Here is a 21069-nt window from a genome sequence, read left to right on the forward strand (position 1 = left end):
CCAAGGGAATTGGCCCTTGGATCGTGCCGGATCGTCCCGCCTTTTCTCGGGGGTTCCGCACATTTTTGCGGGCCTTTTACGGGCCTTTGCGAAAACCACATTGGGAAAAGGCCCGCCCATGCCTCTGACCGAAACCCGGCTTCGCGCACTCAAGCCAAAGGACAAACCGTACAAGGTCGCCGACGACCGCGGATTGTACATCGAGGTGTCTCCATCGGGCGGAAAACTTTGGCGATTCCGCTATCGAATCGGCACCGTTGAAAAGAAGCTCTCGATCGGCTCCTATCCCGAAATCAATATCAAGGACGCACGCCAAGCGGCCTATGAGGCGCGGGTCAAAGTCGCGGCGGGCGGTGACCCGGCGATGGAGAAGCGCAAGCAGAAGATCCGTTCGGAATTCCTTTCCGCCCAGACATTCGAAGCGGTGGCACGCGAGTACATCGATGAGATGATGGTGCAGAACGGTCGCGCGGATGCGACCATCATCAAGGCCAACTTCTTCCTCGACCAGCTGACGGCCGCCATCGGCAGCCGTCCGATCGATGAGATTGAGCCGTTCGAGGTGCTGGCTCCCCTCAAGCGCCTCGAAGCGAAGGGCAAGCACGAGACCGCCAAAAAGACCCGATCCTTTGCGAGCCGCGTGTTTCGCTATGGAGTTGCCACGACGCGCTGCAAAGGCGACCCGACGACGATGCTCCGCGGGGCGCTGATCACGCCCAAGGCAAAGCACTATGCAGCGATCCTTGAGCCGAAGGATCTTGGTGGGCTGCTCCGTGCGATCCAGGACTACACTGGCAACTTCATCACCCGGTACGCCTTACTCATTGCACCCCATGTCTTTGTACGCCCTGGCGAGCTGCGGCATGCCGATTGGAAAGAGATCGACCTCGAAGAAGGCGTCTGGCGCATCCCAGAGGGAAAGATGAAGGCGCGCCGCCCTCATGCCGTGCCGTTGTCCAAACAGGTAGTCGGGTATCTCAAAGAACTTGCCGAGATGGTCGGCACTGAAGGGTACGTGTTTCCGTCAGCCCGCGCGTCCGTCCGCCCGATGAGCGAAAACACCTTGAACGCCGCTTTCCGGCGGATGGGTTTCACGAAGGACGAAGTCACCGCGCATGGTCTTCGGGCTACGGCCTCCACCATGCTGAATGAAAGCGGCCTCTGGAATCCGGACGCGATTGAACGCGGCTTGGCGCACGGTGACAGTAATGCCGTTCGCGGTGTTTATCACCGCGGCAAGCACTGGGAGGAACGTGTCCGCATGGCGCAGTGGTGGAGCGACTACCTCGATACGATCCGGGAGGGCGGCAAGGTCATCAAGGGCGCGTTTGTGGGAAGAGCCTGACCAGGATTTCGAATACCGGTAGGGTATAGCTGGAACTGGGACTTACCAGTCATTCCGCCGCCACAAGGCCAACGACAGGTCATTCGCCAAAACCAGACATCCGCACCGACCTGCCCCCGAGTGTAACCCGCACTTCTAGCGATCAATTGCATCCAACTTGATCTGCTTGAGCTTAGATATGTTCTCATTGGAGCCGCCGATCTGTATATCTCTCCGAAGGCCGTGTTCGGCATCACTTGGGAGGGGGCCATGGACGGGTTAGGGTCTTCAGAGGCGCGATGCCTCTCACGCTGATACCGATATCGCATGGAACTCTTTGTCACGGCTCGCGGTGGACCGTTTCCGACGAGGACGATCTTGCCAGCAAGGTCGCGCGCTTGGCGCTTGGGCAGACGCGACATGTAGCAGCGATCCTGACCGGTATCGACAAACGGCCGCCTGTCACCCGCGCGGACACGGCGGCCGGTGCGATCAAACTGCTGACCGTGCCGAAGGATAAGCCCCCGTATCATCGCGATGGCTGGGTTTTCCAGGCGATCTCATGGATCGCGGCGCACCGTGCCGATGCCGGAGCGGTGATCCGCGCGCCGCATATGATTCATGCGCACAAGGGCTTTGATGGCTTCCAGTTGAAACTCGATGAGTCCGGCCAGACCGTCTCAGCGGTGGTGATTTTCGAGGACAAGGCGACGGAGAACCCGCGCAGCACGATCGCTGGAGATGTGTGGAAAGGCATCCGAGATCTGGAAAGCGGACTGCGCATGAACGAACTGATCCCGGAGGCTGGCGGCCTACTCGAAGCCCACCAGCAACGATTTCCCGAACTCGATATTGACGGTGCGGTGGAACGGATAGCCTGGGAGGAAGCCCGGCATTTTCGTGTCGCGGTCACAGCCGACATAGCTCATGACAATGACGACGCGCGAGCTGCACTGTTTAAGGGGTTTGACGAGGTTGCGCCTGGGCTCGCGAGTCGCCGCCAAGCGGAAACCATTGCGATCCCGAAGCTGCGCGACTGGATGAAAGCTTTTTCGGCTAAGGCGATCAAGCAAATCGAGGCATGGCGGGACGATGTTTGATCCTGTCACGATCGACCTTATCAGGGGCGCACCGCCACTTGGCGACCTCGACTTTTCCGAGCTGCCCCAACGCTTCACCAATGCCTTCGCCGAAATCGTCGCAGCGCGAGTCCGGCTGCGAGGTGCCGCAACGGTCGAGCAGCGCGGCGAAGCCTTTATTGAGCTGCTTTCGGAGATGCGCCGTCTGGCGGCGGCGCAGGAGCTGCTCGTCGCAACTGCGCCGGAGCGTGCCGACCGCGCCTCGGCCGCATTCGTGGCCGGCACCGCACACCAGCTGTGCCTCATGGCCGAGACCGTCGTAGCCGAAGGCGAGCCGTGTTTTTCCAGCATTAACGCTATCCATGCCGATCATGACATCTGCGCGACGCTGCTGTTCTTGATCGCGGACTCGCAGAGCGACGCTGCCGAGATGGCCAAGCGGCTCAAGCGTCCGGACGGCGACCTGAGCGCCGAAGGTCGACTGGTCGCCGCGATCGCCGACTTGGCTACTGGCCGTCTGCGCGAAGTGATCACAAGCGAGGTCGACGAAGACAATTTCGAATTCTACGATCCTCCGTCTGATACGACCGCCAGCGGTATCGCAGTGGAAGCGCTTCTTCGCCGGCTGCACGCGGGCGTCATCCAGCTCGCGCGTGAGCTGCTCGTTCCACCACACGAGGGCGTCGCGGCGGATGCGATCCCGGAATCGCGCCGCATTTTCGCCCAGGTGCGCGACCTTTCCGTCACCCCGATTGAAGGTGTGTTCGAAGAGGATGGTCCCGAGGTCTTCAGTTCCTTTCCCGGTCCGCTCCACATCGCCAAGCTGCTGCTGGCGGTGTCGGGCGATCTGGCCGAAGCAGCACTTTGCCGGGTTCCTGCGCCGAATGGCATCGACCCAAGCGCGTGGTGGCAGGTCATTCGCCGGGCCGCGCGCAAGCGCCCCTATCTCTGGCGAAATCACCGCGAGGCGCTGGAGAAGGGCTATCTCGCGAAAGGCGTTTCGGCGGCGGTCAGCTTCCCAACCGGGGGAGGCAAGTCGACGCTGGCAGAACTTAAGATCGCTGCGGCGCTGCTTGGCGGCGGACAGGTCGTTGTGCTCGCGCCGACACTGGCGTTGGTCGACCAGACCGCCTTCACGCTTGGCAATGCGTTTAAGGACTATACCGTTCTCGGCGATCTCGACGACGAGATCACCTTCTCCGACGTCCTCGAGCTTCCGGAGATAATCGTCACCACGCCCGAGCGCTGTCTCGTGCTGCAGTCGATACAGCCGGAAGCATTCGCGCAGGTCGCGCTCGTGGTGTTCGACGAGTGCCACCTCATTCATCCTCGCGAATCCGACCGCAGCCGGCGGGCGATCGACGCAATGCTGTGTATCCTAAATCTCACTAGCTATGCGCCCGGTGCCGACCTGTTGCTCGTATCTGCGATGATGCAGAACGCCGAAGAGATGGCCGGCTGGGTGGCCGAGCTCACCGGCCGCCCTTGCCTCCCGCTCGACCTCGCTTGGAAGCCGACCCGCCAGGCCCGCGGCTGTGTGGCCTATGAAGCCGCGCGCATCACCGAGCTCAACGAACTGCTCGCCACGGAACAGCTCACCGCGACCACTAAGGGCGTGCCCAAGCCTCTCGCAAGCCGCCTCGATGCGGCGCCCTTTGCCTTTTTCTGCCTGCGGCAGACCTGGGCGACCCGCAAGCGCGACGACTATGCGCTGATGGCGCTGCTTGACGAGGCGGTGCCGTTCGCGACCGGCGTGTCAGAAAAATCCGGCGACTGGTATATGACGCCGAACGGCAACATCGTCGCGGGTACGATCGCCGCGGCAGCAGCCGAGGACGGCCTAAAGACCCTGACCTTCGTCCAGAGTACGATCGCCGCCGAATCCACCGTCCGGCATTTTCGTAGCCTGCTGCCCAAGCGTCGCGTCGTGCTCACCGAGGAGGAGCAAGGTTGGCGCAAGCTGGTCGAGGAAGAGATGGGCGGGCCGCAGCACTGCTATCTCAAGCTAGACGCTTCCGGCCAGGTTGATGGGAGCGCCACCAGCCATCACGGCCAGCTGCTTAAGCCCGAGCGCATGCTGCACGAGTCGTTATTCAAGCGGCGTGACGGTGTCGACGCCCTGTTCGCCACTTCGACCCTGGCGCAGGGCATGAACCTGCCGAGTGACGTGGTCCTGATCGCCGGCGACAGCCGCTGGGACGTGTCGGACGACAAGTTCAAGCAGCTGGACGCGCACGAACTGCTCAATGCCGCCGGCCGGGCCGGGCGTGCGGGCGAAGGCGGCCAGGGCTTTGTGCTGGTGGTGCCGAGCAAGATCATAAACATCGATGATGATGACAATACGATCCATCGCCACTGGATGTCGCTCCAGAGCATCTTCTCGCAGTCGGACCAGTGCTTGAAGATCGATGACCCGATAACCGGCCTGCTGGATCGCATCCACATGCAGGCGCACGAAGGCAATGAGGACTATTTCCTTGCCCGACTGCCAGTCGGCGAGTCGGATGCGCCCGACGAACCCGCCAAGGCCATGATCCGTCGATCCTTCGCCGCGTACCGCAAGCGCCAGGAAGGCAAGGCCGAGTGGATTGAAAGCCGCATCGTCGCAGCGCTTGCGCGCCGTGACGAGCTGGCGCCGAAGCAGGACCTGAACTGGTTCGAGCGAGTGGCTGCCTCCGCGGGGCTACCCTATGAGGTCGTCGCCAGCCTGGCTGCGCTGATCGAGGCGGGGGCGTTTGACGGTGACAGCACGGACTGCATGAATACGTTGTTTGACTGGATCGAGGCCAACCCGACCTGGTTGATGCACCTGATCAGGCCCAACGACATCGAAGGGCTGTTTGGGAAGGACTATCGTGCGATCGCCGGCAATGCCGCCAAGGCGAAGGTCGCCTTGCCGCAGATCAGGCCGCTGCTGACCGCATGGATGGCGGGAAAGCCGCTCTGCGAACTCGAACGGGCGATCGGAACCAAGGAGCATCTTATCAAGACCTGCGAGACCGCGCGGCACTTCGCGGTTCGCCTTGTTCCGGACTTGGCCTTCGTCGCCGGCCTGCCGGCACGCATACTCGCGGCAAGAGCCGTGGCGGCTGGAAAAGAGCCTGTCATGCCGATTGTCTTGCAGACTTTGAGCGGCGTGGTCCGCAAGGGCTGCGCAAGCGCTGAGCAACTCGCGAACGCGGTGCATCTGAACTCGGATTCACGGCCCGCTGCTCGTGCGCAGTTCCTGCAGATCGAGCGCCATATTCCAGCGGGCGAACCCTTCGAGACTTTTGACACCGTCCTTGAGCGGGTCCGGCATGCTCATCTGCTCGCAATGTTCGACGAACTCTAGCAACTCTGGATCAACCAATCAGCCTAGCCGGCCGCGACCGGGGGTGACTCATGGCGACGGTCAAAGCGTGAGCATGTCGGCATAGTCCAACATTGGCCCAATCGAGAGAAAGACGGGCTTCAACGGAGCCGACGGCCTGCGCTTTGGCCGGAAGACAATCCGTGCCTCCTTTTGGTAGGCGTACCCGAAGTGCTTCGCCATTTCGGGCACCCTGAACTTCGAATAATCTCGGTACGGATCGTAATAGATCACGCTGCCTTCCATCGGCTCGTAGTCCGGGTTCGATGCGAGGAAGGTAGAGATCAGCCGCTGCTTGAAACGAATGGGATCGTGGATCACGATCGCCGCGTCGGCCTCAAAGTCCGTCGGCATCCGATAGTGGATGTGTTCGCAAAGGCTGACGAGAAAATAGTCATCGAACACGAGGGGCAGGACGATGTCGTCGTCGTTGAACTCAAAGCGGTGCCCTTGGACATCTAAATACGTCCGATTCTCCATCCGCTCCCGCCAAGTGGGAATGAAGAACGTCCGGCTGGTCTCGTCGTCGCGGACAGCGCTGAGGAGGTTTGCGTCGTTATAGAGTCCCGCGTTAGCGATCCTCATCTCGCCATGCTTAAACATCGGTTCGAGGAACTGGCGCTTGCCATATTTGACGAGGATAGGCCCTGTCGGGGTCGAGTAGCCTTCAAAGAGCGTTACACCGACCGGCGTCCCCTTCTCGAAATATTTGAGCAGCGGCGCACGCGCCCTGCCGATCACCTCGTCAGGCGGCATGCCATTTCGTCTTGCCCCGTATTCCTCGAGCATATGGGTGAAGACCTGCATGTATTCGTCGGTCTCCGACATCGCGACCATCGTGATCTGGCCTTGCGGACTGACCTCCATGGCGTTCATAAAGATGTTGCAGAAGCGCTCAGCCACCCGGTCCTCTGGCGCCCCGAGTAGGTAGGGCCGCGCGAGATACGCGTGACGCCAGACCTCATGGAGAGCCAAGCGGCCAGGCTGCTCCGACTTCCACTCATAGTGGCGGCGCCTGGCCTCTACAGCCTCATGCCGCTCGCGAATCTGCTCCACGCTCACTTTCATAGTTGATTAGATAGCATCTCCGTCGCACCGAGCATCACATGCGGTGCGTCAGGATCACCACGGCAGTTCTTCGATAAACAGGATCAATTCCTGGAAATCCGCGGGCCCAAATCCAAAGGCATGCCCGCTCTCGTTAGGGGAAAATCGCGCGACTGCATCGATCACGGCGGCACTGAACCCTTCGTGGCGGGGATCGTGTTCGGCTTGCCATGCGCTGAGCGCCGCGAGGCGCGCAACGTAGCCGGATGGTTTCAAAACGACGAAGTCGTTCTCGCGTTGCCCGAGGGTCCGGTGTGATCGAGGACCAGACGTTCACCGATGACGGAGTGGGCGACCAGCTTTGGGTCGCGCGCTGCCGGAATCAGAACGCCGCAACATGGGACAAAACTGCCATTCGCCGCCGCTACCGGAGGCGTCCAATTATGCCAGGGGAGAACGGCAGCCGATCAGTCCTGGTCATCGCCTTCATCGTCATCGGGCCGATCCTCATGCCAATAAACGTAGTTAAATAGTGCATCGAGTTCGGTGAAATCGCGAAGCCCGAGCGCCTTGCGCACAGCGTCCGCGTGATCGCAATAAAGCTGATAGATGTCGGGGCTCAGGCTTCCCTTCGATGGGTGAAGCGGAAATCCATCGTAGCCAGCGAGACGCAGGCCCGCGACCGCATTCTGATTCATTACCGCGAAACGTGTGTTGTCCAGCGTGTGCAAAATCTCGGTAAGGAGATTGATCCCAGCACCTTTGATGTTCGCAAACGCCGCGTGGAGAGTGGCGAACGCATCACGCGGCGACAAATCAGCGTGATCGATGATTGACGCCACCGCGCGGACAAAATCCTCTCGCTTGTCAGTAATGCGCGTCTTTGCGCGGTCGAGGCCGCCCGAATGGAATGACCCGATCAGATGCTCATATTCGGTCAGGAAGCCACGCGCTGTTTTCCCCTTCCACGCCGCGATGGAACGAAGCTGTGTCGGCGCAACCGCAAGATTGTTCCGTCTGACTTCCATCTGAGCATTGAACGGCGATGATGCGCCACCTTGCTTCATCATTCGCAGGAAACCGGCTAGGACATCGAGTGACGCTTCGCCGGAATCAACAGCGCGCGTGGCGCGACGCCTTGCAAAACGGGCCCATGCAGCGTTGATCGCATGATCTTTTGCATAATCGTCAATCAGCGGCTTCGTCGCCAGCACAATCTCATCATTGTCGGTCAAGTCATCGAAATGCTCTGTGATCTTTTCCATCATCGTGCCGCTCTCATCGTCGATGAGAACCGACGCTTCATAATTTTGAAGCAGTCCGCCTTGTGTGAAGTTCGCCGATCCCACGACGACCTTGCATTCATCGTCGTACTCGAAGGCATAAATCTTGGGATGAAACGTACTCTCGGAATTGCTGAGGTATAATTCCAGATCGTGCTTCTTGCTCAACCGGAAGAGGGATCGAAGCAACGCGGGATCAGTGTGATAAAAATCCAGGCCAACCGCGAGCCGCGCTGTCATGCCTTTGGACAACGCCTTTTCCAGCGATGCCTTCATTTCCTTCCAGCCCGACATTTTTGCGAACGCGACCATGCACTCGAAACGCCGTGCGTTCCTGAACAGCGCGCCAATCTCCGTCCGGTGATCCGTGCTGTCGTCATTGAGCAGAAGTTGGATTGATTGCGCGTTTGCCATGATGCCCCCATGAATTCAGGGGGATATGTAACGTCTTAGCGCACAAACGAAAGAAGGCGGTGGCAATAGCAATGGTTCGTCATCTCCCTGTCACTGGCGAGCTTTTCAACCAAGGCGCCAGCGATCAGAGGCGAGGCGCCACACGTGACCGGTATTTCGCGTAACCGCACCTTCCCAGCGCTGCGAGTTAACGGCGATAGTTGGTCGGATCCTGCCGATCAATCCTGCAACAAATGTTGACCGGTCAGTGGCACGGTCACTGTCAGCACCACGGTTCCCGACGCCCGGTCCATGTGCGAGCCAGCCCCTCACGCACAAGCTGATCCCCAAGTGATTGGCCGCCCCGAACAACGACCCGAAGCTTACGTCCAAATCGGTCTTCATCGCGGTTTCCAATCGGCCTGACCTCGAAAGTGCCTTCGTTCAAAAGGTCGCGAAGCCGGTAAGTCGCCTTCATACCAAGCTGATACTCAGAATCGCACTTGGGCTCGCTGATCTCGGGGGTGTCGATGTCTGCGATCCTGATCTTCTCACCCTCAAGCCAGAAGGTATCTCCATCAACGACGCAGGTCCGACGTGTAACTCCGCAAAGCTCGAAGCGCGGTGAGGCGCTTCCGGCCATCAGCGAAAGTTTAGGCGGGAGTTCTGACGGGGCGGTCGAGGTCAGACCGGACACGGGCCAACTCAATGCCAACATCCCGGCAGCGACGACGATCGAGAATGCGCCTAGACCAAACATCCAATCCTTGCGCCGACGCTTGTCGTGCTGCTTCTTCAGTTTGTCCCGGAAATCGAAGCGAACGACGTTGTCATCCTTTGTGCCTCGACCTTCTTTTCGAGCCATCAAACTTGGCCTTCCCTACTCAAGCAATCGCTTCTTCATTTATCCATAGACGAACGCCTTTCATATGCGCGAGCCAATTGCTTGCCATCGTTCGAGCACGCTGCGGACATAGTCGGGCGTCTCGCTGTTTCTGGGAATGCCACCAGCTCGCGAAACCGCTCCAGGTCCAGCATTATAGGCAGCGAGGGCGAGATGTATCTGCCCAAACTTGTCCAGCATCTCGCGCAAGTAGCGTGCCCCGCCATCAATGCTCGCAACAGGATCATGCCGGTTCGTGATGCCGAGGTAGCGAGCCGTGCCTGGCATCAGCTGCGCCAGCCCCGCCGCGCCAGCGGGGCTGATCGCCATCGGATTGAAGCGCGATTCAGTCCAGATCAACGCCTGCAGCAAGCCAGTGGGTAGGCCATATCGAAGCTCTGCCTCCCGCACATTCGCCAAATAGATCACCTCGCGGAACGAGGGCGCGAGCGCCGCCTTGCGCAGACTCAAGTTCATCTCACCGTGTGCCGGGATGGCCGGCTTGACAGCCTCAGGCTCTACAGGGGTCGGTCGATGTTCGAATATCGCGAAGGATGGCGTGTCTGCTTGGGCTGAAACCTGCACCGCGGAAACGCTCATAAGGATCATCCCTATCCTTCCAAATCTGATCATCATCCATCTCGTCGCATTGCCTCGAATCGAATCGGAACGTATGGTGAACAAAGAGGTGTAGGAAAGTGCTATTACGCGCGCGATAGGGAGGAGAGGTCGCTCGCAAGGGGGCGGTATTTAGAGCTTGAGGAGCCCCGCATGTCCCACGCGTTATCCAGTCCTCCCAGCTTGTCCCTTGCTTCAGCAGCAAAGCAGCTTTGCGAGGAGCTGGGAGGGTATTGGTCCGGCTGCAAGGGCATGGCGCGATGTCCCTCCCACGATGATCGAACGCCCTCGCTCAGCGTAACTTTGGGACGACGCGCGATCCTCTTTCACTGTTTCGCGGGCTGCAGCCAGCATCAGGTGCTGACTGCACTTGCCGCTCGAGGTGTTTCGCCGGGGAGCTTCTTTGCTGGGAAGGTCGAAGTCGAGCCAAGTGCCAATGTCTGCAAGCCAGCATACAATGCGTTTGCAGAGCGAATTTGGCGTGAAGCAACGCCAATCGACGGTACTCCCGCCAAAACCTATCTCCAGGCCCGCGGCATCCGCGCCGTCTCTCGCGCGCTCAGATTTCACCCTCATACCCCGCTCGGACCGAAGGGGAACACGCAATACTTGCCTGCTCTGATCGCGGCAGTGACGATGGATCATGGGCTGGTCGGAATTCACCGCACGTTTCTCAACCCGCTGAGGCCCGCGGTGCCACCTTTCGCCAACCCAAAGCGCGCACTCGGGAGCTTGGCATCAGGCGCAGTTCGCCTCTTCGAACCTATCGACGGGCGGCTCGGCCTTGCCGAAGGTATCGAGAGCGCGCTCGCTGCCAAGGCCTTGACCCAGATCCCTTGCTGGGCCTCGCTCGGCAATGAGCGTTTTGGCCTCGTGTCGATCCCGGAAAGCGTGAGCGAATTGCATCTGTTCGTCGACCATGATGCAGGCGGCGACATTGCCGAGGAACGCGCGCGCAGCGCCTACGCCTGTGAGAACCGAACGATCGTCACGCGTCGCCCGCGCGGTCACGGGAAAGACTGGAACGACGCCTTGCAAGCGTGGCTGCGGTCCAAGTCCTGACGTGAAGAGAGGGGAGAAGGCTTTTGGCCTGATGAAGCCCGGCCAGTGGACTGGGCTTCGTCAGGAGGTTCCAAATGCTCAGCTCTGTTCCCGCTCTCTTGCTTCCCCCACCATCTGAACCGCTAGTTCTGCTAGCTGCTCGCACCATCGCTGCAAACCTAGCATCCGGCGAACCGATCACGCGTCGGCAACTGCATACGCTTCTGACCGATCATTTCGGCGGCACAGACGCAGATGGGCGCTGGTCGGTGCGCGATGCGCATATCGCCTTGGAATTGGCTCAGACTGAATTCCTGCAGGCCACCCCACAGATCGACCTTGCCGCTTCGGCAGCCGACGCCGACCGGATGTTTACGGCGTTGGAATCCGTGCTGCCGACCCAGACCAATCGCAGCGACGAGCAGATCGAATGGCAGCAGTTCGCAACACCGCCGGGCATTGCCTGGCTTGCCGCCCGGGCGTGTGCCCTGGCCACGGGCGAGCTCGTCCTGGAACCCTCGGCCGGAACCGGAATGCTCGCGGTCTGGGCGGCCAAGGCTGGCTCGCGCCTTGCTCTCAACGAAATCTCGCCGCTTCGCCGCGACTGCCTGAGCGCCTTGTTCCGTGCGGCCCGAGTGACCGGCCATGACGCTGAGCTGATCGACGAACTGCTCGATCCAGCCATCATCCCGAGCGTCGTCTTGATGAACCCTCCCTATTCCCACGGCATTGAGCGAGGGCACGATAGTCGCACTGGCTCGCGCCATCTGCGGTCGGCCTGGAACCGTCTGGCGTCCGGGGGGCGGCTTGTCGCGATCATGCCTGAATGGTTCGACTGCGCGAAGTGCCTGGCGGGGCTGAAGGGACCGATCTCGCTGCGGCTCAATGCCGCCGTCGAACGCGCGTTCGTCAGGCAGGGCACCGGCATCACCACGCGGCTGTTGGTCTTCGACAAGGTGGAAGGCTCCTCGGAGGCGGTCACTATCCGCACAAACGACTTTCGCCAGCTGGTCGATTTTGTCGATGCTTTGCCGGCTCGCGCCAGCTTGGAGGCTGTTACCGAGCAATCGAGCCTTCCGGCTCGTGCGCCGTTTCGCCTGGTGGCGGTGCCGCGCAGGCCGCTGCCGACACCAGCCAGGATCACGCCTCCAGCCTCCGCCATCGGGTCGCTCACCTACCAGTCGCTCGAAACCCCTGCGCCGCTTGCCCCTCAGGTCGGCCACTATCTGCCCTATCGCCCGAGCAGGATTGTGATCAATGGCGCGGCCGAGCATCCGACGCAGCTCGTCGAGTCTGTTGCCATGGGGTCGATCGCCGCACCGATGCCCGAAGCTGTGCCGCAGCTGCCCAATGGTCTGGTTGCCAAAGGGCTGCTGTCGGCTGCCCAGGCAGAGACTCTGATCTACGCGGCAAGCGCCCATGCGCGCGATCTTCCCGGCCGGTTCGAGCCCGAGGACAAGGGTTGTTCGCTCAAGGCATCTGCGGAAGGCCAAACGTACCGGCAGGGCTATTTCCTTGGTGATGGAACGGGCGCCGGCAAGGGCCGCCAGGTTGCGAGCGTCATCCTCGATCGCTGGGTGCGCGGGGAACGACGCCATATCTGGGTCTCGAAGAACGAGGCTCTACTGGAAGATGCCCGGCGCGACTGGGCTGCGCTTGGCGGCCTGCCGATCGACATCCAGCCGCTTGCGTCCTGGAAACTCGGCACGCCCATCGCCATGCGCGAGGGAATTCTCTTCGTGACCTACCCGACCCTGCGCTCGGGCCGAAACGATGCGACTCGCCTCGACCAGATCCTCGCCTGGGCTGGGGACGACTTCGACGGCGTCATCGTATTCGACGAGGCGCACGCCATGGCCAATGCTTCTGGCGGCGAAGGATCGCGGGGCAAGGTAAAGGGTTCTGAGCAGGGTATCGCTGGCGTGCGCCTGCAGAACCTCTTGCCCCGCTCACGGGTGCTCTACGCTTCGGCAACCGGCGCGTCCGACGTCAACAATTTGGCCTACGCGACGCGTCTTGGCCTTTGGGGACCTGAGACCGCCTTCGCCAATCGCGAGGCCTTCGTGGCCGACGTTCGTGACGGCGGGATAGCAGCAATGGAGCTGGTCGCCCGGGACCTCAAGTCGCTCGGCCTCTACACCGCGCGAGCATTGTCCTTCGCCGGCGTCGAATACGAGATCCTCGAGCATCGCCTGACCGAGGATCAGATCGCGGTCTATGATGCCTACGCTGAAGCCTGGGCGATCATCCACGCCAACCTGCGCGAAGCGCTGGAGGCCACGAGGATCGTCGATAGCGAAACCGGCGGGACGCTCAACTCGGGCGCCAAATCCGCAGCGCTGTCCATCTTCGAAGGAACCAAGCAGCGCTTCTTCGCGCAGCTGCTTCTGTCGATGAAGCTGCCCAGTCTGTTACCAGCCATCGACGCGGCGATTGCCGATGGAAACGCCGCAGTCGTCCAGCTGGTCTCGACCGCAGAAGCCATGCTCAATCGTCGGCTTGCCGACCTCTCGGAAGAGGAACGCGAAGCGCTTGAGATCGATCTGTCCCCGCGCGAATATGTGATCGACTACCTCGCCAAAAGCTTTCCTGTCCGGCTGATGGCGGTCTTCACCGACGAAAACGGCAATCCCCGCTCCGAGCCGATGAGCGACGAGCACGGCGCGCCGGTGCTCTGCCGATCAGCACTGGCCGCGCGCGACCGGATGATAGAGCAGCTCTGCGCCTTGCCGCCGATCGCGACAGCACTTGATGCTATTATCGAAAGCTTCGGCGTCGAGCAGGTGGCGGAAGTGACTGGCCGGACGCGCCGGCTCATCGTCGGCCGCGATGGTCGTCAGAAGCTCCAATCCCGTTCGCCTCGCGCCAACGTCGCCGAAACCCAGGCTTTCATGGACGGCACCAAGCGCATCCTCGTCTTTTCCGATGCCGGAGGAACGGGGCGCAGCTACCATGCCGATCTCGCCGCCAGGAACCAGGCCCGCCGCGTGCACTTCCTGCTCGAACCGGGCTGGCGCGCTGACGCCGCGATTCAGGGTTTGGGGCGGACCAATCGCACCAATCAGGCATCGGCGCCGCTGTTCAGACCGGTAACGACCGATGTGCGCGGCGAGCGGCGCTTCATCTCGACGATCGCGCGGCGCCTCGACGGCCTCGGTGCATTGACGCGCGGGCAGCGCCAGACCGGCGGTCAGAACCTGTTCGATCCGGCCGACAATCTCGAGAGCATCTACGCCAAGGAAGCGCTCCACCGCTGGTTCGGCCTCTTGTTCACCGGCAAGCTCGAAGCGGTCTCGTTAGGGTGCTTCCAAGAGCTGACCGGCCTCAGGATTGAAGCACCCGACGGGTCGATGGTCGATGATCTTCCGTCGATCCAGCGCTGGCTCAATCGCATCCTCGCGTTACCGATTGCCCTGCAGAACGCGATCTTTGACGAGTTCATGGGGCTGGTCGAGGCGCGGATTGATGCCGCGCGTCAGGCCGGCACGCTCGATCTCGGCCTTGAGACCATCGCGGTCGAGGACTTCACGGTCCTGTCGGACACGCTGCTGCGCACGGATCCGGCGTCGGGCGCGACCACCCATCTGCTGGAACTGGAAATTGCCAGAGCTTTGAAGCCGCTTACACTGAAGCGGCTCGAGGAACTCCACGGCCTTGCTGTGCCACGGCAGCGGCCTGTTCGGAATGCCCGCTCAGGCCGCGTTGCCTTGCTCGTGCCCGCCCGCAGCATTCTTGCCGATGACGGCACGCGCGTGGCCCGCTTCGAATTGCTGCGCCCGCTGAAACGCAGCCACATCACCGAGGATCAGCTGGCTGAGAGCAGCTGGGAGGGAATCTCCGTCGATGCTTTCCGCGAAGCCTGGGCAGCCGAAGTCGAGGAAGCGCGGACCAACCACAAGCGCGAGCGCCTCTATCTTGCGACGGGCCTTCTGCTGCCGGTCTGGGACAAGCTTCCTTCGGATTTCGTGAGGGTCAGTCGCATATCGGCGGCGGATGGTCGGTCGCTCCTCGGCCGGGAGGTTCCGGTCCATTGCGTTCCGGAACTGTGCCGAGCGCTGGGTCTGGAACGCGAGCAATCGCTCTCCGCCGACGACATCGTACAGGCCGTTCTCGCGACCGGTCGACCGATGGAATTCACTGGCCGCGAGCAGCTCATGGTCAAGCGGAGCCTGGTCAATAGCTCACAGCGAATTGAACTTACCGGATGGAGTGCGGCTCACCTCGACTGGTACAAGGCCCAAGGCTGCTTTACGGAAATCATCCGCTACCAGACGCGGCTGTTCGTGCCGATCGAGGGCGCGGCGAACGTGATTGCCAGATTGGCATCATCCACATAGATCATTGCCAGATGGCATTGATTGACGTATATGATGCCATATGGAGATTTGCCATGCTGGCCCTGCAACCCGTTGATACTGCCGTTACCGCATTCCGTGCCGATCCGATTACCCAGGACGAAGCAGCTGCCATGTTTCGGGCAGTCCTCAATCTGTTCGGCAAATGGGAGCTGACCGACGAGCAGGCGGCAACGCTGCTCGACATGCCGGTGCGATCCTATCGCCGCTGGAAAGCCGAAGGCCCCGGGCGCGTTTCGCGCGATGGCCGCGCTCGGCTGTCCAACCTGATGGGCATTCATAAGGCGCTTCGGATCATCTTCTCGGAGGCAACCCGCAGCTATGCCTGGATCAGGTCGGCCAACGATGCGTTTGGCGGATCCAGTGCGCTCGACGCGATGCTCGGGGGCGAACTCACCGATATCATGCGGGTGCGTCGCTACCTCGACGCCGAGCGTGGTGGCTGGTGAACGAAACGGCGGATATCCCCGTTTCTCGAGTTGAGTGGAAGGGCGCTGTCAGGATCATCCGCAGCGCCTTTCCGCCGATCGACCTGTTCGAAGACATCGCAGATCCAGCCGACTGGCCGCTGCTGATCTCGGCAGAGCAGAAGACCAATCCGCGCATCATGGCGACTATTGGCAATCTCGACCTAATTCCGGTCGAACGCCGCGTCGGCGGTAATGGCGCGTCCTACCTCATGGCGCCGTTCACCCACGTCAGCACGGATCGGCCAAGCCGCTTTACCGATGGCAGTTACGGCGTGCTCTACTTGGGCGACCGGTTCGAGACCGCACTGTTCGAGACGATCCACCACCATGCCCGCTTCATGGCCCGGACGAAGGAAGCACCTGGCTGGACCTCGCAGTTCCGGGAGATCGTCATGTCAGTCGATGCTGACTTGCATGATCTCCGAACTCTGGCGGGGGAGCCGGTTCCGGCGCTCGATCCCCACAGCTATGCCGCATCCCAAGCGGTCGCGCGGCACCTCAAGGCCGCGGGATCAAACGGCATTGCCTACCCGAGCATCCGGCACACCGGCGGGGAATGCGTCGCGCTCTTCTACCCGGACTGCGCGTCAAATCCTCTCCAGGGGCGGCACCTTGACTACCACTGGGATGGCGCGCGCGTCGACCTCGTGCGTGATGCCGGATCAGGGGCTGTTTTCCGTATCGTCGACCTGCCTAGCAATGACTGACAGCAATTGCCGATTAAGAGCAGGCGTCCAAGGAAGCCGGATAGGCCTTCCAAACTGGACATCGGTTCAGAGGGCCGGGTCATAGCTTCATCACTAAGCGGCAAGAACTTGGTCTATCCCGCACAGATCTTCCGGGGAATATTGGACGTCGGAGGCAAACGAGTAAACCGTGCGGACGCGACTGCCATCCCAAACGAACTTGAAATGATCGCGTTGAACGGCGCGCTCCAGCACGTCGCCTCTAAGCACGCTCACGCAGAGGCCTGATGGTCGCTCGGCAGGCCTGAAAAGCAGACCATCGAAGCCCGCTTCCGCAATCAGAAGACCGCGCCGACGCCGTTCTGTAAGATCAAGCTCGGGATCCCAGTCACGCCCATCGACAAATCGTCCCTTCACCTGCCGCGAGAGTTCGCGCATTTCCAGGCCAATCGGCGCTTCACCAGTCTTGCTGAGGAACGTCTCGCGCTTTCGGATCGAGATGGCCAATGCCGTTTGCATATCCGCGGCCAGCTCGAGCGCGGGGCGATCCGCGTCGAAGAAACGCGTGCCGTCCGGGTTCGGGTAGGTGAATGGCGCGTGGTTCCAGTTTTGCAGAAGCGGACCATTTCCATCCACGACTTTCGCCCCGTTCATCAGACGATTCCGTTCGCGCAAGCGCGGATTGGTCAGCGATTCAATCTCGGCCAGCGCTTCGCTGCGATCATTTGCCACACGGGCGAACACGTCGATGGTGGGGAAACGCGATGGAATGAGCGTGAAGAAGGGCTGCTCGATATCTACCGCAATGAATTCATCCGCCACGTTGCGCATCCACATATTGTCTCACGCGATAGATATCCATCACCTGACCGCCGCGCATGACATCAAGGGCACTTTGCCCGTTGAACTGGGCATTGTGCCGGCGAATCCAACCATCGGCAGCGCGAGTGTCGGGCAACAGAATCTCGAGCGCTTTATGAATCGCCAGTAGGTGGGAAACGCGTTCGACCGTGTCGCGCGGGAGCGATCCGCCATCCTTCTTCCATTTGAAAAAGGTCGATCGGCCGGGTGACCCGAGCAGTAGCAACTGGTCCTCGGTCGACAGCTGCCATAATTCCGCCAGCCCTTGGAATGCCTCCATTGCCGCTGGAATCGCGGGCCTCCCCTCGCCCGATTGGGCGGTGGGTTCGAGCTTAACCACGCATAATTCTCCCTCTCATCCAGATTTGGACTTGAAACGCAAATCAGTCCCGATGTAGATAGTCCGCATCGGGACTCGATGCTGATCCTAGTCCATGGTGGATTCGGGATCAAGAGTCGGCAGAATATGGAGCACCGTTATGGCCAAGGGCCACGACAAATTTCAGTTTAGCGTCAACGGTGTCCTTCATGGCACCGGAGACAAGTTTCTGGACGGTAGCCAGATCCGCGAGATTGCGGGGCTTGAACCTGCCAGCGATTTCGTTCTGATCCAGATCGAAGGCGGCCTCGCCCGTTCGATCAGCATCGAGGAGGAGGTCAAGTTCGCAACCGGCGAGATCGCGGTCTTTCTCTCATTCGCCGGCGACCGCACCTACAACTTCACCGTCAATGAGCGGGGCTGGGAATGGGGTTCCCCGACGATCCTCGCCGCCGACATCTATCGCTATGGCAAGATCGACGAAGAGCTTGAGCTCATCCTCGACAGCGCTGGCGATGCCGTCATCCCCAGCGATGGGGAGGTGACGCTGGATGGCGCCGGGGTCGAGCGGATCCGCAGCCGTGAACCCAAGACGGTAACCATTAAGGTCAACGGGCGGCCCCGGAGCGTGGAAAAGCGCCCGCACAGCTACCGCGAGATCGCGGCGATCGCTTACCCCAACCCTGACTTTGAGAACTTCAACTACACGATCACCTATCTCCACGGTGTCCATGGCGCCGAGGGCGATCTCGTCGAAGGCGAGACCATTCAGGTGAAGAAAGGGATGGTCTTCAATGTCCGCCGCTCTGATAAGTCGTGATCCCCATCTCAAGCGCCTCGTTGAGGAGGGCTTCGAGATCGAGGTGCGCAACAGCCACTTGATCGTGCGGAGTATTCCGCACGTCACGGTTGACGGAAATTTGGCAAGGGGCGTGCTCACCTGCGCCCTGTCGCTAGACGGCACGGGCCTCACGGCAACGCCGCAAGGCGATCACACGATGTATTTCGCAGGGGGGACGCCGTGCCATCGCAACGGCGCCCCCATGGGGAACATCATCAACAATTCCCAGAAACAGCGCTGCGGCGAGATGGACGTGGATCACTATCTCTCGTCCAAGCCCGAGGTCACCCACCGGTACGAAAATATCTATGACAAGGTGGTCGCCTATGAGCGACTGATCGGCGGCGCTGCCCGGTCTCTCGATCGGACCGCCAACGCCCGGACCCATGCCAAGGCGATGATCGCCAATGACGATAGCCCGTTCGCCATTCCCGATTCCGCCTCGGCCCGCTATCGAATTGGCGGCGTGAACCGCAAGCTGAAGGGACGGGTCGCGATCATCGGTCTTGGCGGAACCGGATCGTTTCTGCTCGATCTGCTGGCGAAGACCTGGGTTACCGAAATCCATCTTTATGATGGCGACCAGCTCTTGAACCACAATCTGTTCCGGTCGCCTGGCTCACCGGAGCCGGAACTGCTCAAGGGTTTCCCCTACAAGGTCGACTATTACGCACAGGTCTATGCCCGGATGCACACGGGCATCACCGCGCATCCTGTTCGGGTGACAGCGGCTAATGTGGACGAGCTGGCAGGCTTCGATTTCGTATTCGTCTGCGTCGATAAGGGGTCTTCACGCCGCGAGATAGCCGAGGGATTGCTTCGGCTGGAGATCCCCTTCGTCGATACCGGGATCGGAGTAGGCCTGGAAGAGGATTGTCTTGATGGCTGCGCCCGAGCAACCTTCATCCGCCCCGGCATGGCCTGGTCCGAAGTCGAACGGTTGCTGCCGTTGGGCGATGACAAGGAGGAGGACGACCTTTACCGGACAGATATTCAGATCGCCGCTGTCAATTCGCTCAACGCCATCATGGCGATCATGCGATGGAAGCGCTGGTCGAACTATTTTCGCGACGAGCGGAACGAGGTGAACTCGGTCTACATGATCGAGGGCAACAACATCTCGAATAGGGCCGCATAATGGCCCGGGTCGACAGGCTCAAAACCGTCTTCGTGGATGAAATACCCGAGATTCTCGAAGACGGCATCCTGTATGTCTCGGAGGAATGCCGCGTCGCGTTGCATAATTGCGCATGCGGGTGCGGGGAAGAAGTGTCCACACCCCTCGTTCGTACCGAGTATCGACTGACGATAGAAGGGGATGCTGCATCGATCTGGCCTTCGATCGGCAATCACGACTTCGCTTGCGCTTCACATTATGTGATCAAGCAGGGCGAAATTCTCTGGGCAGGAAAGATGTCTCGCGGTGCGATCGAGGCAGGGCGGGAGCGAGACCGGAGGCTCAAGCGGCCCCCTGCTCCAAAACCGTTGCCTTCGCGCATACCGGCACCCAAACCGGGGCAGCCGTTCGCGAACGCATTGGTCAAACGCACGCTTGATTGGATCGTGGATGTCTGGCGCAAACTTTTCGGATGATAGGGAAGTCCGTACCGCGGCTTTCGTGGCTGCAATCCAACTGCCGCGATCAAGTCAGCTCAGCAACCCATTCTCCTGGAGTGTCCGCATCTCTGCTCAATCGCGTTTGACCGAAGCCATCGGGCAATTTGCTGCGGATGCACCAGAGAAGAGTGGGCTTTGCCCTGATTGAGCCATTTGGGCGTCGATGGTCGATGCGCCGGGCTCACAATCAGGAGTGTGTCCCATGATCAAGTCGATCCCGCTGAACAAACTCGTTCAGTCGCCCCGTAATGTTCGTCGTCACAGCGATCCGACTGCAGATGGTGAGCTTAAGGCCAGTATCGCAGCCTTTGGTCTGCTGCAGAATCTCATCGTCAAGCCTGCCGCCAAGGGCAAGTTTGAGGTGGAAGCCGGCGAGCGCCGCCGCCGCGCCATGCTTGAACTCGCAGACGAAAAGATCCTCGACCGCGATCACGAAGTTACCTGCCTCGTCCTCGAAGACAGTACCGAAGCCGCGGTCGAGACCAGCTTGGCAGAAAACTTCCACCGCCTCGCCATGAACCCAGCGGACGAAGCCCAGGCTTTTGCGGCGCTCGTCTCAAGCGGTGCAACTGTCGAGGATGTTGCGCGCCGCTTCGGCCTGACGGTCCGCTTCGTCGAGGGCCGTCTGCGTCTCGCGACGCTTGCGCCGGTTGTGTTCGAGGCCCTTGCATCCGGTCAAATCACTCTCGACATCGCCAAGGCCTTCGGTGCGACCTCGGACCAGGAGATCCAGGCTCGCGTCTTCGAACAGGTTTCCTCGGCCTACTATGCGCCCAATCCCGACAGCATCCGACGCATGGTTCTCTCGGGGACCGTCCGGGGCTGTAGCGCGACATCGTCGGTGACTGGTCAGCGACATTGATGGTGATGTGTCAGCGGTGACGTTGGGGATAGTGTCAC

At 60.8% G+C, this 21069-nt stretch carries 18 protein-coding genes and 1 pseudogene; 12 read left to right on the top strand and 7 right to left on the bottom strand.

Annotated elements, in window-relative coordinates:
- Positions 1-118: 118 nt before the first annotated feature.
- Together AC1Q5P_RS17065 and AC1Q5P_RS17070 are read left to right on the top strand one after the other, a co-directional pair.
- Positions 119-1345, top strand: coding sequence for a tyrosine-type recombinase/integrase (locus AC1Q5P_RS17065; protein WP_287213238.1), 1227 nt, complete (start codon positions 119-121; stop codon positions 1343-1345).
- A 278-nt stretch (positions 1346-1623) separates the two neighbouring features.
- Positions 1624-2424: a hypothetical protein gene (locus AC1Q5P_RS17070; protein WP_007683848.1), complete on the top strand. Its 801-nt coding sequence runs from the start codon at positions 1624-1626 to the stop codon at positions 2422-2424.
- On the opposite strand, the gene AC1Q5P_RS17075 is transcribed toward AC1Q5P_RS17070, so the two are convergent.
- On the bottom strand, positions 2390-2776 hold the full coding sequence (locus tag AC1Q5P_RS17075) for a hypothetical protein (protein WP_492519591.1): 387 nt from the start codon (positions 2774-2776) through the stop codon (positions 2390-2392). The genes AC1Q5P_RS17070 and AC1Q5P_RS17075 overlap by 35 nt on opposite strands.
- On the opposite strand from AC1Q5P_RS17075, the gene AC1Q5P_RS17080 reads away from it, so the two are divergent.
- On the top strand, positions 2708-5737 hold the full coding sequence (locus AC1Q5P_RS17080) for a DEAD/DEAH box helicase (protein ID WP_492519592.1): 3030 nt from the start codon (positions 2708-2710) through the stop codon (positions 5735-5737). The genes AC1Q5P_RS17075 and AC1Q5P_RS17080 overlap by 69 nt on opposite strands.
- A 60-nt stretch (positions 5738-5797) precedes the next feature.
- Here AC1Q5P_RS17080 and AC1Q5P_RS17085 read toward each other — a convergent pair whose 3' ends face one another.
- Complete coding sequence (locus AC1Q5P_RS17085) at positions 5798-6811, bottom strand: hypothetical protein (protein WP_421885328.1); 1014 nt, start codon at positions 6809-6811, stop codon at positions 5798-5800.
- A gap of 132 nt (positions 6812-6943) precedes the next feature.
- Between AC1Q5P_RS17085 and AC1Q5P_RS17090 the strand changes: the two genes are divergently transcribed.
- Entirely contained in the window at positions 6944-7120 is a 177-nt protein-coding gene (locus AC1Q5P_RS17090) for a hypothetical protein (RefSeq protein ID WP_492519593.1), read from the top strand.
- A 149-nt stretch (positions 7121-7269) separates the two neighbouring features.
- Here the strand turns inward: AC1Q5P_RS17090 and AC1Q5P_RS17095 are convergent, their stop codons facing one another.
- The 3 genes from AC1Q5P_RS17095 to AC1Q5P_RS17105 all read right to left on the bottom strand — a co-directional run bounded on the left by AC1Q5P_RS17095 (position 7270) and on the right by AC1Q5P_RS17105 (position 9961).
- Positions 7270-8499, bottom strand: a complete 1230-nt coding sequence (locus AC1Q5P_RS17095) for a phospholipase D family protein (protein WP_226019592.1) — start codon at positions 8497-8499, stop codon at positions 7270-7272.
- A 262-nt stretch (positions 8500-8761) separates the two neighbouring features.
- Entirely contained in the window at positions 8762-9343 is a 582-nt protein-coding gene (locus tag AC1Q5P_RS17100; protein ID WP_226019591.1) for a thermonuclease family protein, read from the bottom strand.
- Positions 9344-9403: 60 nt separating this feature from the next.
- Positions 9404-9961 carry a lytic transglycosylase domain-containing protein gene (locus tag AC1Q5P_RS17105; RefSeq protein WP_370631727.1) on the bottom strand — a complete coding sequence of 186 codons (558 nt, stop codon included), beginning with the start codon at positions 9959-9961 and terminating at the stop codon, positions 9404-9406.
- A 270-nt stretch (positions 9962-10231) separates the two neighbouring features.
- Between AC1Q5P_RS17105 and AC1Q5P_RS17110 the strand changes: the two genes are divergently transcribed.
- The 4 genes from AC1Q5P_RS17110 to AC1Q5P_RS17125 all read left to right on the top strand — a co-directional run bounded on the left by AC1Q5P_RS17110 (position 10232) and on the right by AC1Q5P_RS17125 (position 16552).
- On the top strand, positions 10232-11041 hold the full coding sequence (locus AC1Q5P_RS17110) for a DUF7146 domain-containing protein (RefSeq protein ID WP_492519594.1): 810 nt from the start codon (positions 10232-10234) through the stop codon (positions 11039-11041).
- Between the two features lie 74 nt (positions 11042-11115).
- Entirely contained in the window at positions 11116-15357 is a 4242-nt protein-coding gene (locus AC1Q5P_RS17115) for a strawberry notch-like NTP hydrolase domain-containing protein (protein WP_226019588.1), read from the top strand.
- 53 nt (positions 15358-15410) lie between these two features.
- Positions 15411-15824: an MbcA/ParS/Xre antitoxin family protein gene (locus tag AC1Q5P_RS17120; protein WP_226019587.1), complete on the top strand. Its 414-nt coding sequence runs from the start codon at positions 15411-15413 to the stop codon at positions 15822-15824.
- Entirely contained in the window at positions 15821-16552 is a 732-nt protein-coding gene (locus AC1Q5P_RS17125) for an RES family NAD+ phosphorylase (protein ID WP_421886534.1), read from the top strand. The genes AC1Q5P_RS17120 and AC1Q5P_RS17125 overlap by 4 nt, the downstream gene beginning before the upstream one ends.
- 93 nt (positions 16553-16645) lie before the next feature.
- Here AC1Q5P_RS17125 and AC1Q5P_RS17130 read toward each other — a convergent pair whose 3' ends face one another.
- On the bottom strand, positions 16646-17353 hold the full coding sequence (locus tag AC1Q5P_RS17130; protein ID WP_226019585.1) for an RES family NAD+ phosphorylase: 708 nt from the start codon (positions 17351-17353) through the stop codon (positions 16646-16648).
- Positions 17343-17732 (bottom strand): MbcA/ParS/Xre antitoxin family protein, encoded by a 390-nt coding sequence (locus tag AC1Q5P_RS17135; protein WP_226019584.1) that lies wholly within the window; start codon positions 17730-17732, stop codon positions 17343-17345. The genes AC1Q5P_RS17130 and AC1Q5P_RS17135 overlap by 11 nt, the downstream gene beginning before the upstream one ends.
- A gap of 139 nt (positions 17733-17871) precedes the next feature.
- Between AC1Q5P_RS17135 and AC1Q5P_RS17140 the strand changes: the two genes are divergently transcribed.
- From AC1Q5P_RS17140 to AC1Q5P_RS17155, 4 genes and pseudogenes are all read left to right on the top strand, one after another.
- Positions 17872-18531 (top strand): multiubiquitin domain-containing protein, encoded by a 660-nt coding sequence (locus AC1Q5P_RS17140; RefSeq protein WP_226019583.1) that lies wholly within the window; start codon positions 17872-17874, stop codon positions 18529-18531.
- The gene (locus tag AC1Q5P_RS17145) at positions 18506-19690 is read left to right on the top strand and encodes a ThiF family adenylyltransferase (RefSeq protein WP_226019582.1); all 1185 of its coding nucleotides are present in this window, start codon (positions 18506-18508) and stop codon (positions 19688-19690) included. Before AC1Q5P_RS17140 ends, AC1Q5P_RS17145 begins: the two co-directional genes overlap by 26 nt.
- Positions 19690-20145, top strand: a complete 456-nt coding sequence (locus tag AC1Q5P_RS17150; protein ID WP_226019581.1) for a ubiquitination-like system serine protease family protein — start codon at positions 19690-19692, stop codon at positions 20143-20145. The genes AC1Q5P_RS17145 and AC1Q5P_RS17150 overlap by 1 nt, the downstream gene beginning before the upstream one ends.
- 226 nt (positions 20146-20371) lie before the next feature.
- Positions 20372-21022, top strand: a pseudogene (locus tag AC1Q5P_RS17155) (ParB/RepB/Spo0J family partition protein); the annotation flags it as partial.
- Between the last annotated feature and the right edge of the window lie 47 nt (positions 21023-21069).

It is taken from the genome of Novosphingobium sp. GW835-FHT14H07 (assembly GCF_058793515.1).